At 66.0% G+C, this 13,589-nt stretch carries 11 protein-coding genes; 7 read left to right on the top strand and 4 right to left on the bottom strand.

All coding sequences use genetic code 11. The features are described 5' to 3' along the window. A partial coding sequence (locus tag KDB67_RS16345) for a phosphatase PAP2 family protein (protein WP_291017756.1) occupies positions 1–1,067 on the bottom strand: 1,067 nt, incomplete at its 3' end. A gap of 264 nt (positions 1,068–1,331) precedes the next feature. Here KDB67_RS16345 and KDB67_RS16340 point away from each other — a divergent pair. From KDB67_RS16340 to KDB67_RS16325, 4 genes are all read left to right on the top strand, one after another. Next, positions 1,332–1,538, top strand: coding sequence for a hypothetical protein (locus KDB67_RS16340; protein WP_291017753.1), 207 nt, complete (start codon positions 1,332–1,334; stop codon positions 1,536–1,538). A 30-nt stretch (positions 1,539–1,568) separates the two neighbouring features. After that, a complete protein-coding gene (locus KDB67_RS16335; protein ID WP_291017751.1) occupies positions 1,569–2,339 on the top strand; it encodes a deoxyribonuclease IV in 771 nt (256 codons plus the stop codon). Between the two features lie 260 nt (positions 2,340–2,599). Continuing rightward, on the top strand, positions 2,600–4,435 hold the full coding sequence (locus KDB67_RS16330; RefSeq protein WP_291017749.1) for an acyl-CoA dehydrogenase: 1,836 nt from the start codon (positions 2,600–2,602) through the stop codon (positions 4,433–4,435). A gap of 532 nt (positions 4,436–4,967) precedes the next feature. Next, positions 4,968–6,203: a serine/threonine-protein kinase gene (locus tag KDB67_RS16325; RefSeq protein ID WP_291017747.1), complete on the top strand. Its 1,236-nt coding sequence runs from the start codon at positions 4,968–4,970 to the stop codon at positions 6,201–6,203. A 64-nt stretch (positions 6,204–6,267) separates the two neighbouring features. Here KDB67_RS16325 and KDB67_RS16320 read toward each other — a convergent pair whose 3' ends face one another. Beyond that, entirely contained in the window at positions 6,268–7,044 is a 777-nt protein-coding gene (locus tag KDB67_RS16320; protein WP_291017744.1) for an SDR family NAD(P)-dependent oxidoreductase, read from the bottom strand. 240 nt (positions 7,045–7,284) lie between these two features. Between KDB67_RS16320 and KDB67_RS16315 the strand changes: the two genes are divergently transcribed. Then, positions 7,285–8,055: a glucose 1-dehydrogenase gene (locus KDB67_RS16315; protein WP_291017742.1), complete on the top strand. Its 771-nt coding sequence runs from the start codon at positions 7,285–7,287 to the stop codon at positions 8,053–8,055. A 48-nt stretch (positions 8,056–8,103) separates the two neighbouring features. On the opposite strand, the gene KDB67_RS16310 is transcribed toward KDB67_RS16315, so the two are convergent. Both KDB67_RS16310 and KDB67_RS16305 read right to left on the bottom strand, forming a co-directional pair. Then, positions 8,104–9,792 (bottom strand): VanW family protein, encoded by a 1,689-nt coding sequence (locus KDB67_RS16310; RefSeq protein WP_333716773.1) that lies wholly within the window; start codon positions 9,790–9,792, stop codon positions 8,104–8,106. A 221-nt stretch (positions 9,793–10,013) separates the two neighbouring features. Then, positions 10,014–11,309 carry an acetyl-CoA C-acetyltransferase gene (locus tag KDB67_RS16305; RefSeq protein ID WP_291017740.1) on the bottom strand — a complete coding sequence of 432 codons (1,296 nt, stop codon included), beginning with the start codon at positions 11,307–11,309 and terminating at the stop codon, positions 10,014–10,016. 158 nt (positions 11,310–11,467) lie between these two features. Here KDB67_RS16305 and KDB67_RS16300 point away from each other — a divergent pair, with 158 nt between their 5' ends. Together KDB67_RS16300 and KDB67_RS16295 are read left to right on the top strand one after the other, a co-directional pair. Then, positions 11,468–12,844 carry a 3-oxoacyl-ACP reductase gene (locus KDB67_RS16300; protein WP_291017738.1) on the top strand — a complete coding sequence of 459 codons (1,377 nt, stop codon included), beginning with the start codon at positions 11,468–11,470 and terminating at the stop codon, positions 12,842–12,844. After that, on the top strand, positions 12,844–13,589 hold a 746-nt coding region (locus KDB67_RS16295; RefSeq protein WP_291017736.1), incomplete at its 3' end, for a MaoC/PaaZ C-terminal domain-containing protein. The genes KDB67_RS16300 and KDB67_RS16295, both read left to right, overlap by 1 nt.

Here is a 13,589-nt window from a genome sequence, read left to right as displayed (position 1 = left end):
CGCCGATCCACCCACCGACACACCGCGATCACACTCGCCGCCAGTGCCCAGCCGAGCAGGATGTCGATGACGTAATGCTCGGCGGTGAACACCAGCGCGAATGCCATCGCCAGCGGATAGGCCATGAACAGCGTCTTGCCGAGCGCCTTGACCCGCGGCCACATGAACAGCGCCAGCAGCATCGTCAAGCCCGCGTGCAGCGACGGAATCGCCGCGACCAGATTCGACTTGCCCTGCGCCATCGTGAACAACTGCGACGCGTTGTGGATATTGAGCACGCTCCAGCCGCGCCACGAGATGCGTTCGACATAGGGCGCAGCACCGTCGTGGCGGGGTTCGACCTTGCCCAGCAGCCCGCCGCCGGGTTCGGGGTTCATCGAATGCATGCACGGCGGATCACGGGGATGATCGACGACCTGTTCGGCGGTGCACCGGGCAGCGGCCCACGGCGGGGCGGCAGGTAGCAGCGTGTAACCGACCAGCGCGAGGAACGTCGTCGCCAGGAAACACGCGGCGTAGCGTCGCCACACCGCACGGTCACGCACCCACAGGATCGCCGCCATCGCGTACGGGACGATGAAGTACGAGATGTAGACGACGCTGGTGACGACCTCCCACCAGGTGGGTTCGGCATGTTTGAGGTGACTCTGCAGCCACACCGTCGGATTGACCCCGAACATCCACTTGTCGATGTCGGGCGCGAGATGCCACTGCGTCGGCATGTCGATGAGCTGAGCGACGTTGCGGGTCCAGTCGTAGAGCAGCAGAATCAGCACGAACGGCAGCCAGTCGACGACCACGGTGATGGCCCGGCGCCGGCCGATGCACGCCGCGAACATCCCGAAGCACATCAGCAAGATGAGCCGGGTGCGGTCGAAGGCCAGGCCGTGCACCCAAAACTCGGCGAATATGCCGATCGCCCACAGACCGATGGCCACCCGGCGCACCCAGGTCAGATCGCGGCGGGTGGCCATGTCCGGGTCAAGTTCGGCGGCCTTGCCCAGGTCGGTCAGCAGCGGTTCCACACCCCGGTGCGGGGCTGGTGCTTCCGACTCATCGATGCTCAACGGGGCTGCTCCACAGGTCTGTTCACGGATACGACGGCTCCCGTCACCCTAGTTGGCCCCACGCATTCATGATCGGCCGATAGTGCGCGCCAAGACGTCCGGGTATGGAGATGGGCGCCCGGAACGCGACGATTCGCAGCATTTTTCGTGGCGGCCGGGCCTGAACTTCCGGCAGCCGCCACGTACGATTGTGTGTTAGATCACACCGTAACGGCCCCGTTGTCGGCCCGTCCGGCACACCGATCGACGAGAACGGAGCTCCCCGTGTCCAACAGGTATCTGCGCTACGGCAACCAGCGCTACATCATCAGCAAGGAGGCCGAAGCCCGGCTTCATCGTTCGCTGGCGGCCGTCTACGACGGTCCCGGCCGGAGCCACGAGTGGTTCAACCTGTACCCCGGCACCGAGGCCCCCTGCCGCATCCTGATCGCACCGGGGGTGCCGATCACCATCGAAGAACTGCTCGACTGACGCCCGACCGCGGCGCACTATCGTTGCGGTATGCGCATCGGAGCCCACCTTCGCGAAGACACCGACCCACTTGCCACGGCGGCCGACCTCGGCATCGACGTCTTCCAGATGTTCGTCACCGACCCGCAGAGCTGGAAAAAGCCCGCCCCCAACCCGCGGGCGCAGGAATTCCGGGAGTCTCCGATCGACGTCGTGGTGCATTCGAGCTACTCGATCAACGTCGCGAGCCTCAACAACCGGCTACGGATGCCCTCCCGTAAGGCCGTCGAGCAGCAGGCCGCGGCTGCCGCGGAGTTGGGCGCGTTCGGGCTGGTCGTGCACGGTGGTCACCTGCGCGACGGTGAGGACTCGGCCGAGGGCTTCGCCAATTGGCACAAGCTGTTCGACCGGCAGGTGGACAAGGGCGGGTTCGGGGTGCCGATCCTCATCGAGAACACCGCCGGCGGCGATCACGCGATGGCCCGCACCCTCGAATCCATCGACCGGCTCTGGAGCGAGGTGGGCGACTTCGAGCAGGCCGGATTCTGCCTCGACACCTGCCACGCCTGGGCCGGCGGTGAGGATCTGGTGGGCCTGGTCGAACGGGTCAAGGCGATCACCGGCCGCATCGACCTGGTGCATCTGAACAACTCCCGCGACGAGTTCGACTCGGGCCGCGACCGGCACGCCAACCTGGAATCCGGCCACATCGACGCGGCCGTCCTCGCGGAGGTGGCCCGCACAGCCGGAGCCCCGATCATTCTGGAGACCCCCACCGAGGGAATCCCCGAAGACCTCACCTACCTGCGCGAACACCTCTGATCACCGGACAAGATCCGCCCTCCACGGACCGGCCGCCGCCGTAGATCGGCAGCTACGCCGTGGAGGGCGGTTCTTACCGCGCCGAATATATTCTTCGCAGAGTCGGCGCGATCACAAACATGCCACTTGTTGCATATGCAAATCGGTAGTAAACTGAAGTTACTGGCGAGTAACTTACGGTTGCCCGAGCGCCCCGGGCAAGAGACCACCCCTCGCTTCTGCCCCGCAAAGAAAGCAACACCCCAGATAGGAACCAGACAATGGGTCACTACAAGAGCAACCTGCGTGATCTCCAGTTCAACCTCTTCGAACTCTTCAACCTGGAGCAGGTCCTCGAAGAAGGCGATTTCGGCGACCTCGACAAAGAGACCGCCATCGACATGCTGCGCGAGGTCCGCACCCTGGCCGAAGGTCCCATCGCCGAATCGTTCGCCGATGCCGACCGCAACCCGCCGGTGTTCGACCCCGAGACCCATTCGGTGACCGTCCCCGAAAGCTTCAAGAAGTCCTACGCCGCCTACATCGAAGCAGGCTGGGACAAGATCGGACTGCACGAAGAACTCGACGGCCTGCCCGCCCCGCGCACCCTGTTCTGGGCCCTCGGTGAAATGATCCTCGGCGCCAACCCGCCGCTCTACATGTACGCAGCCGGTTCCGGCTTTGCCGACATCTTCTTCAATCAGGCCACCGACGAGCAGAAGAAGTGGGCCGCCATCTGCGCCCAGCGCGGCTGGGGCGCCACCATGGTCCTCACCGAGCCCGACGCCGGTTCCGACGTCGGCGCCGGCCGCACCAAGGCCGTCGAGCAGCCCGACGGCACCTGGCACATCGACGGCGTGAAGCGCTTCATCACCTCCGGTGACCAGGACATGACCGAGAACATCTTCCACCTGGTGCTCGCCCGTCCCGAGGGCGCCGGCCCCGGCACCAAGGGACTGTCGCTGTTCTTCGTCCCCAAGTTCCACTTCGACCACGAGACCGGCGAACTGGGCGAACGCAACGGCGTCTTCGTCACCAACGTCGAACACAAGATGGGCATCAAGGCGTCGGCCACCTGTGAGGTCACCTTCGGTCAGCACGGCGTCCCCGCCAAGGGCTGGCTCGTCGGCGAGGTCCACAAGGGCATCGCGCAGATGTTCGAGGTCATCGAGCATGCCCGCATGATGGTGGGCACCAAGGCCATCTCCACCCTGTCGACCGGTTACCTCAACGCCCTCGACTACGCCAAGCAGCGCGTCCAGGGTGCCGACCTCACCCAGATGACCGACAAGGCCGCCCCGCGCGTCACCATCACCCACCACCCCGACGTGCGTCGTTCGCTGATGACCCAGAAGGCATACGCCGAGGGCCTGCGCGCGGTCTACCTGTACACCGCCTCGCACCAGGACGCCGCAGCCGCCAAGATCGTCTCCGGCGCCGACGCCGACCTTGCGCACCGCGTCAACGACCTGCTGCTCCCGATCGTCAAGGGTGTCGGCTCCGAGCGTGCGTACGCCGCGCTGAGCCACGAATCGCTGCAGACCTTCGGCGGCTCCGGCTTCCTGCAGGACTACCCGATCGAGCAGTACATCCGCGACGCCAAGATTGACTCGCTGTACGAAGGCACCACCGCCATCCAGGCGCAGGACTTCTTCTTCCGCAAGATCGTCCGCGACCGCGGCCAGGCCTTCGCCCACGTCGCCGGCCAGATCCAGCAGTTCATCGACACCGAAGCCGGTAACGGCCGACTCAAGGCCGAGCGGGCACTGCTCAAGACCGCCATGGAAGACGTGCAGGCGATGACCGCATCGCTCACCGCGACCCTGATGTCGGCGCAGGAAGACTCCACACAGCTCTACAAGGTGGGCCTGGGCTCGGTGCGCTACCTGATGGCCGTCGGCGACCTGCTCATCGGCTGGCTGCTGCTGCGCCAGGCCGAGATCGCCATCGCCCAGCTCGACGAGGGTGTCACCGGCGAGGACAAGTCGTTCTACGAGGGCAAGGTGGCCGTCGCATCGTTCTTCGCCAAGAACATGCTGCCGCTACTCACCTCCGTCCGCGTCACCGTCGAAAACGTCGACGGTGACATCATGGAGCTCGACGAAGCCGCCTTCTAGACAGAAGAGCCACAAGGAGGGCGGCTTGTCGAGCGGACATCATGGAGCTCGACGAAGCCGCCTTCTAGACAGAAGAGCCACAAGGAGGGCGGCTTGTCGAGCGGACATCATGGAGCTCGACGAAGCCGCCTTCTAAGGCAGAAGAGCCCTTCCGACACAGAAGTACCGCACAGACCCCGGGACGCACTCCAGCATCCCGGGGTCTGTCGTCGGCACACCTGGAGTCGATGTTCAGGTGCGGCAACCGCGACACGCCCGGGCCGGTGCCGCAGATCAAAATAGACCGATCGGACGAACATCCACGCGCTTCGCCAGAACAATTCCCCACTACAGCCCGCAACACGGACGGATTGGGCGCATTCGGCGCTACAGATAAGCCGAGGACGTACCCGGGACTATGCTTCCGGAGTGTGACCCTGCCGTGCCAGGCGTCACACAGACGGACCATATTTGCTAGCTTCACTACTTGGTTCGCCAGTGAGAACACCGCGATGCGACGGTGGATGACAAGTCTGCGGAGAGGACGTGACCCGTGCTGCCACCCGGTTCAGACTTCGCGGGGTACACCATCGTTTCCGCGCTCGGCGTCGGCGGAATGGGTCAGGTATATCTGGCCGATCACCCGTACCAGCATGTCCGTGTCGCCCTCAAGCTGGTCGACGACGATGCACGGGTCGACGATGCCGACTTCGATGAGCGTTTCCTCTCGGTGACCGGCGCCGTCGCGGCTCTTCGCCACCCCAGCGTCATCGCCGTCCACGAGTACGGGATCGAGGGCAAAATACCTTGGTGCACAATGGACTTCATCGACGGCATCAGCCTCGACGAAGAAGCCCCGACGATCAATGAGATCGCCGTCATCAGCGCCCGGATCGCCGAGGGACTCGACCACGCCCACCAGCACAGAATCGTCCACCGCGACATCAAACCGGCCAACATCATGGTCACCCGCGACGATCTGTTCGGCGCGATCGACCGTGTCGTCATCCTCGATTTCGGTACCGCGTCGATCACCACCGCGACCACACCGACGACCTCGACCGCCGAATTCATGGGAACGATCGCCTACACCGCGCCGGAAATCATCCGCGGGCATTCGGCGACAGGCCGCGCCGACCAGTATTCACTGGCCGCGACCGTCTACCGGCTGATCACCGGGCACACCCCCTTCGCCGGCAAGTCGATGCCGGCACTCGCCTTGGCGGTGGTCAACGAGAAGGCACCGCCGATCAGTTCGGCGATGCCCGAGCTTTCGGCCCTCGACCCCGTCTTCGCGACCGCGCTCGCGAAGGAACCCGCCCATCGCTACCCCGACTGCCAGAGCTTTGCCCGCGCACTCACCAGAGCGTTGCACTCGCGGTCGCTCGCTCCACCGCTGCCACGCGGAGTCCCGTCCCCCGAGCACAGCGCGAGCGGCAGAAGCGTTCCACCCGACTACCACCACAGCGCACTCGATCGTCGGCCTTTCGCCGCGATCACGGACGGTCCGGATGCTCAAGACTTTGCCGGTAGCCTGCGCAGAACCGTCGATATCCCGACCGCCCCGGTACAGACCCTCGCGCCCAGGGCCGCGGTCCTGCCACCCGAGGTGTATGCCCGTCGGCGAATGACGGCCCTGATCGGCGCGCTCGCCGTCGTCACCGTGATCGTGGTGGCGTTGATCGCGGGTCTGCGCGGCAATGACAACGACACCACCGAGCGCCACACCCCGGCCACCACGTCGTTGTCCGCCACATCGCCCTCCGGGCCGGGCGTCCCCGATCCCTGAAATGATTCGTCCCGCCGACCGGGGCGGACGCCGGTCGGCGGGACGAATACCTGAGTGAGAACGGCTACTTGGGTGGCATCCGGATGCCGCCGTCGACGCGGACGATCTCGGCGTTCATGTACGAGTTGACGACGAGCTCGACCACCATCGACGCCAGTTCGGCGGGGACACCGAGGCGGCGCGGGAACAGGACGTTCTTGCCGAGGTTGGCCTTGAACTCCTTGGAGTGCTCCTCCGGTCCGTAGATCGGGGTGTCGATCAGGCCCGGCATGATGGTGTTCACGCGGATACCGGCGGCCGACAGGTCACGCGCGAGCGGCACGGTCAAACCGTTGATGGCACCCTTGGACGCTGAGTACGACACCTGCCCGATCTGACCCTCGACGCCTGCGACGCTCGAGATGTTGACGATCGCGCCGCGCTCGCCGTCGGCGAGGGGTTCGGTACGGCTGATCGCGGTGGCGCCGAGCCGGACGAAGTCGAACGTGCCGAAGACGTTGACGTTGATGACTTTCTTGAAGAAGTCCAGATTGTGCGCCGAGTCGAAGTTGCCGTCCTTGCCGATGGTCCGCTGCGCCCAGCCGATGCCGGCCGAGTTCACCAGGATGCGGAAGGTGCCGATCTCCTCGGCCTTGGCGATGGCCGCCTTGATCTGCTCCGAGTCGGTGACGTCGACGCTGACGAAGACGCCGTCGATCTCCTTGGCGATCTCCTCGCCCTTCTCGGCGTTCATATCGGCGACGACGACCTTGACGCCCTTGGCGGCCAGGGCGCGTGCCGAGGCGGCACCAATGCCCGACGCACCGCCGGTGACGATTGCACTTGCTCCATTGATATCCACGATCCGTAGGTTAGCGGGTGTTTCTATGAGATGGAACACGTACCCCTTACTGTTGCCCTTTCGTCACCTTTGACCTGGTGAAATGCAAGGTGTCGTAGATCGGTCCGACGACGCCGGGAGAATAGGCGACCGAGCGCACGGTCGGGAACTTCCGGTCGGAACTGCGATTCCGCCGACACCGTCCGATACGGTTTCTATGCTCGGGGGTACACAGCTCGTCAGATGCAAAGGAGATCCATCATGTCGGCAGTGCTCGATCTGTTCCGGCTCGACGGCAAGGTGGCGGTGGTGACCGGCGCGTCCAGTGGCCTCGGCGTGTCCTTCGCCGGAGCACTCGCCGACGCGGGCGCCGACGTGGTGCTCGCGGCCCGCCGCGTCGAGAAACTCGAAGACACCAAGAAGATGGTGGAAAGCAAGGGCAGGCGGGCGATCACCGTCGCCTGCGACGTCTCCGATCCCGCCGCGTGCGCGGCCGTCGCGGCCGCCGCCATCGAGAACTTCGGCCACCTGGACATCCTCGTCAACAACGCCGGTATCGCCGACTCCGCGCCGGCCACGCGGGAGGCACCCGAGGAATTCGACCGGGTAATTCAGACCAACCTCAACGGCACCTTCTACATGGCCCAGGCATGTGCGCGGGCCATGAAGAACGGCGGTTCGATCGTCAATATCGCCAGCATCCTGGGCCTGACGTCGGTGCTGATGCCGCAGGCCGGGTACAGCGCCAGCAAGGCAGGCGTCATCGGACTCACCCGCGACCTGGCACAGCAGTGGTCGGGTCGCAAGGGCATCCGCGTCAACGCCATCGCCCCCGGATACTTTGCCTCCGAGATGACCTCCGAGCTGATCGAGGGGGGCTACATGCAGACGTTCGTCATCCCGCGCACCCTGTTCGGCCGGCTCGGCAACGAGGGCGAACTCAACCCCGCGCTCATCTTCCTGGCCTCCGACGCCAGCAGCTACGTCACCGGGATCACACTGCCCGTCGACGGGGGAATGCTCACCAACTGAGCGTCCGCTCTGCGTCGATCACCCCCGGCGCCGGGACTCGTGGCCTGCCTACTGGCAGACCACGTTCGGCTCCGGATCGTATTTCACGGTCCGGGTGCGCCTGCTGATCTCGGCACCGGTCTTCGCGTCGGTGATCACGCGGGTGTCGGAGGTGGTGAACCCCTTCGAACCATTGCTCGGCATGCAGTCGTCCCCGGCGGGCAAGGTGACCTTCTCCGGGTCGGTGTACAGCGACCGGCTTCCGGTGATCGATTGCACCTCAACGGTTTTGGTTACCCACAGGCGGACGGTGATCGCGCTCGGCGACCACTCGGTGTCGATGACGATGCCGTGATCGGAGTTGTTGCGGAACACCAGATCGATCGCGCCGTCGAACACCGTCGCCTCCCGGGCCTCCGGATACCGCGAGATGTAGTACGAGTGCTCGGTGTGATCCACATCCTCCAGACCTGCGAAGTACGCCGCGTTGTACAGCGTCGTCGCGAACTGGGAGATGCCACCGCCCACCGCCTTCGACGTGTGCCCGTGATCGATGATCGTCGAGGTCACATAGCCCTGCGCCGAACCGCGGGTGCCGGTATACCCGTTCAGCGAGAACGACTCGCCGGGTAATACCACCGCACCGTCGACGGCTTGCGCCACCAGCCGGATGTTCTCGCCCGACGCCTCGGCGAATCCGCCGGTGGTGAACTCGCTGACCACCTCGTCGACGCCGAGACCCGCTGCTTTCGATGTCGACAGTTTGGGTTTGACCACGTCGTAGACGACATCGACGGTGCGCTGCGAACTCTGATCGGAGGTGAGCGCCGTCTTCTGGATCGCGGCGAGTGTCGTGGTCCAGTCGATGCGGGCACCGTCCTTGGACGCCACCACCTCCGGCCGGCCGCCCGACAGCGTGAACGTTGCTTCGACGGGCTCACGCACCGTGCTCGCCAGAGCCGGGCTGAAAGACCTGACCGCGGCCTTGTGATCGAGCTTCGGCGACAATCCGCCCCTGCCGTCTGCCACGAACTCGAGTACCTCACCCAGTTCGGCCGGACTGATCGACGGCTTCGCGCCGTCCCGGCCGTTCAGCACGATCGGCCCGGCCATCGCCGTGGTCGCCGGCCCGTCGTGGGTGATCCGCACCGTCTCCGCCGACACCGTCGGCGAGAACTCCTCGGTCGGCATCGTGATCGGCCGCCCACGCAACCAGCTCTCACGCAATACCTGCGGCAGGCCACCGCGGGCGATACGCTGTCCGGCCGTCGGCATGTCAGCCACCGGCTTGCCTTGATCGAAGCGCACCCCGCCCTCGACGGCCGACAACTCCAGTTGCTTGCGACGGGCGTCGAGAGTGGCGCCGAGAGTCCTGCGGTTGACCGTGATCACCGGGTCGATGTGGGTCTCGCTGCCCAGCAGACCGCCGATGCGGCGGAATGGGTCGATCGGCTGTTGACGAAGCCGCTCCAGCGTCGCCGCAGCATCGAAGCTGAGGCCGAGTTCCTTCGGATCGATCCTCGTCTCACCCTTCGGCGTGACAAGTATCACAGGCTTAGCAGCCCTGGCTGCCAGCTGATCGAGCACCTCGCTGGACTGAGTCGGCGTCAGATTGCCCGCATCCAGCCCGGCGACGGTGGCCCCGCGAGCCGTCTTGCCATGTGTGAGAAGCAAATCGATTCCCACGATAAGCATGCCGAGGAACAGGATTCCGAGTACGGCACACACCCAGACCCGCACCGACGACCGTTTGCTCACTCCACCCACCTTAACGTGCCGCGGGCCGGGGCCACCGTTGCAGGCAACCGCGCTCAGACTGTTCGGTCGTGTTGACTTCGGCAAGAAGATGCGGACAGTTTTTTGCGGGGAGAGGTGAATTGCACGGAGAAGTAGCGTACAAATGGGTGGTAGCCCCGATCAGCTGCCAGACCCCCGACCCGGCAGATTGATCGGGGCTACCTTAATTCCTGGGCGGAGAATTACCCCTCGATGATGGCGGTGACGCCCTGGCCGCCTGCGGCACAGATCGAGATCAGCGCACGCCCGCCGCCGTTTTCGGCGATCTGCTTGGCCGCCTGGGCGACGATGCGCCCACCGGTCGCGGCGAACGGGTGACCCGCGGCCAGCGAGGAGCCGTTGACGTTCAGCTTGGCGCGGTCGATGGAGCCGAGTGCCTTGTCCAGACCCAGACGCTCCTTGCAGTAGGTCTCCGACTCCCAGGCCGACAGGGTGGCCAGGACCACGGATGCGAAGGCCTCGTGGATCTCGTAGAAGTCGAAGTCCTGCAGGGTCAGGCCGTTGCGCTCGAGCAGACGCGGCACCGCGTAGGTGGGGGCCATCAGCAGGCCGTCGGGGCCGTTCACGTAGTCGACGGCGGCGGTTTCGCTGTCGACGAAATACGCGAGCACCGGAAGGCCCTTGTCCTTGGCCCACTCGTCGGTGCCCAGCAGCACCGTCGACGCGCCGTCGGTGAGCGGGGTGGAGTTGCCCGCGGTCATCGTCGCGTCGCCGAGGGACACACCGAAGACCGGCTTGAGCTTGGCCAGCTTCTCGGCGGTGGAGTCGCCACGCAGGTTCTGGTCGCGGACCAGGCCACCGAACGGGGTGATCAGATCGTCGAAGAAGCCGGAGTCGTAGGCGGCGGCCATCTTCTGGTGGCTGGCGGCGGCCAGTTCGTCCTGGTCGGCACGCTTGACGCCGAACTCCTTGGCGGTGATGGCGGCGTGGTCGCCCATCGACATGCCGGTGCGGGGCTCTCCGTTGCGCGGGATCTCGATACCCAGGTTGGGCAGCAGTTTCAGAGCGTTGAGGACCTGGCCCTGTGTGCTGCGCGAGCGGTTGACCTCGAGCAGCTGACGGCGCATCGACTCCGAGACGGCGATCGGCGCGTCCGAGGTGGTGTCGACGCCACCGCCGACGGCCACGTCGTAGCGGCCGCGCGCGACACCGTCGGCGACCGCGGTGATGGCCTGCAGGCCGGTGCCGCATGCCTGCTGGACGTCGAAGGCGGGGGTGTACGGCGACAGGGCCGAACCGAGGACGGATTCGCGGATGAGATTGAAGTCACGTGCGTGCTTGAGGACGGCGCCGCCGGCGACCATGCCGAGCTGCTCGCCCTGCAGGCCGAACCGGCTCACCAGGCCGTCGAGGGCGGCGGTGAACATTTCCTGATTGCCGACCTTGGCGTACGCCTTGTCCTGTTTCGCGAACGGGATGCGGTTGCCGCCGAGGATCGCGACGGGACGTTCAGTGCGGGTCTTGGGTGCTTTGGCCACTTCGATCTCCCAGGGTGGTGTTTGGTATCTATAGCGTATTCTTACTCAACAGTAAGTTCGTTGTCGAACGCCCCTCCCGGCGCGCTCGGCAGCTACCATCGCTCGCCGTAGGCGCAAGTGCCCCGCACGTGCCACCCACGACGGGGCGCACACAGTGCATGCAGAACAGGAGATCCACCGTGGCCAATCCCGGCTTGTACTCGTCATTCGTCCACTCCGCACCCGGCTCGTTCATCGCCAAGCAGGCGGGCCTGCCCGTCCCGCCGACGCTGCGCCGGTACAAGGCGTCCGAGCCCGCACTGGCCGGCCCGGTGCTGCTCGGCGGTTCCGGACGCCTCGTCGAGCCGCTGCGCGAGCTCCTCACCGGCGCCGATTACACGCTGATCCAGAACGCCACCTCGGGCCGCTCGGCCGACAAGTACGGCGCGCTGGTGTTCGATGCCACCGGCATCACCTCTCCCGACGAGCTGCGTCAGCTGTTCGAGTTCTTCCAGCCGGCGATGCGCTCGACCGCCGCCTGCGCCCGCTTCGCGGTCATCGGCACCACCCCCGAGCTGGTCACGACCCCTGGTGAGCGGATCGCCCAGCGCGCCCTCGAAGGCTTCACCCGTTCGCTCGGCAAGGAACTGCTCAAGGGTTCCACCGTGCAGTTGGTGTACGTCTCCCCCGACGCCAAGACCGGCCTGACCGGCCTGGAGTCGACGCTGCGGTTCATCCTGTCGGCCAAGTCGGCGTTCGTCGACGCCCAGGTGTTCCGCGTGGGCGCCGCCGACGGCACAGCCCCCGAGTCCTGGGACAAGCCGCTCGACGGCAAGGTCGCCGTGGTCACCGGTGCCGCCCGCGGCATCGGCGCCACCATCGCCGAGGTCCTCTCCCGTGACGGCGCGCACGTCATCTGCGCCGACATCCCGGCCGCCGGTGAGGCACTGGCCGAGACCGCCAACAAGGTCGGCGGCACCTCGTTCCCGCTCGATGTGAGCGCACCCGACGCCGGCGCCAAGCTCGCCGAACACGCCCTCGAACGCCACGGCGGCATCGACATCATCGTCAACAACGCCGGCATCACCCGCGACAAGCTGCTCGCCAACATGGACGACGCCCGTTGGGATTCGGTGATCGCGGTCAACCTGCTCGCCCCCGAGGCCCTGGTGAACGGCCTGCTGGAGAACGGTGCCCTGCGTGCGGGCGGCGCCGTCATCGACGTCTCGTCAATCGCCGGTATCGCCGGCAACCGCGGCCAGACCAACTACGGCGCCTCCAAGGCCGGCGTCATCGGTCTCGTCGACGCGTACGCGCCGATCCTCGCCGAGAAGGACGTCACCATCAACGCCGTCGCCCCCGGCTTCATCGAGACCAAGATGACCGCGGCCATCCCGCTGGCCACCCGTGAGGCCGGTCGTCTGATGAGCTCGCTGCAGCAGGGCGGCCAGACCGTCGACGTCGCCGAGACCGTCGCCTACTTCGCCAACCCGGCGTCGAACGCGGTCACCGGCAACATCGTCCGCGTGTGCGGCCAGGGCTTCCTGGGTGCGTGATGAGTAAGACGATCACACTGAGCGGTGCCCCGGGCACCGCCTCGATCTACGGCAAGGCCGTCGCGGCGATGCTGCCCGTGATCGGCAAGCCCGCCAAGGTCTCCCCGACCGCGACGGTGCCCGACACCCACTACCGGCTCGTCGACGTGCGCGTCGATCCCGATGCGCTGCAAGCGTATTGCCGGGCCACCGGCCAGCGGTTCTCCTCGACGCTGCCGCTGACGTACCTGTTCGTGCTGCAGTTCCCGCTGGCCATGAAGATCATGACCACCAGCGAATTCCCGTTCGGTGCAGTCGGTTCGGTGCACATCAGCAACAAGATCGAGCGCAAGCGCGAGATCGGTGTCGACGAGCCGCTGACCATCACCACCCACGCGGAGAACCTGCGAGAGCACCGCAAGGGTCTGCTGGTGGACATGATCAGCGAATTCACCGTCGGCGCAGAGGTTGTCGCGGTGCAGACCGCGACATTCCTCAAGCAGCAGCGCACCAGCTTGTCCGACGAACCGCGCGGTCCCGCCCCCAAGGATTCGGCCCCGCCGCCACCGGACGCCGTGCTGTCGGTGGACCTGCGCCGCATCCGCGAGTACGCGGCCGCCTCCGGTGACCGCAACCCCATCCACATGGGCGACCTGCCCGCCAAGGCGTTCGGCTTCTCCAAGGCCATCGCCCACGGAATGTGGAGTGCCGCAGCAGCTCTGGCGAACGTCGAGGCCCAGGTACCCGGCGAGGTCACCTACGACGT

It is taken from the genome of Gordonia sp. (in: high G+C Gram-positive bacteria), assembly GCF_020438995.1.
In the GTDB taxonomy this organism is placed as follows: domain Bacteria; phylum Actinomycetota; class Actinomycetes; order Mycobacteriales; family Mycobacteriaceae; genus Gordonia.
This window is presented reverse-complemented; position numbering and strand designations above follow the sequence as displayed.

Bases quoted from the DNA above. Each gene is read 5' to 3' on its own strand.
- KDB67_RS16335 (WP_291017751.1), top strand. From the start codon at position 1,569: ATGCGCATCGGAGCCCACCTTCGCGAAGACACCGACCCACTTGCCACG.
- KDB67_RS16330 (WP_291017749.1), top strand. From the start codon at position 2,600: ATGGGTCACTACAAGAGCAACCTGCGTGATCTCCAGTTCAACCTCTTC.
- KDB67_RS16315 (WP_291017742.1), top strand. From the start codon at position 7,285: ATGTCGGCAGTGCTCGATCTGTTCCGGCTCGACGGCAAGGTGGCGGTG.
- KDB67_RS16300 (WP_291017738.1), top strand. From the start codon at position 11,468: ATGCAGAACAGGAGATCCACCGTGGCCAATCCCGGCTTGTACTCGTCA.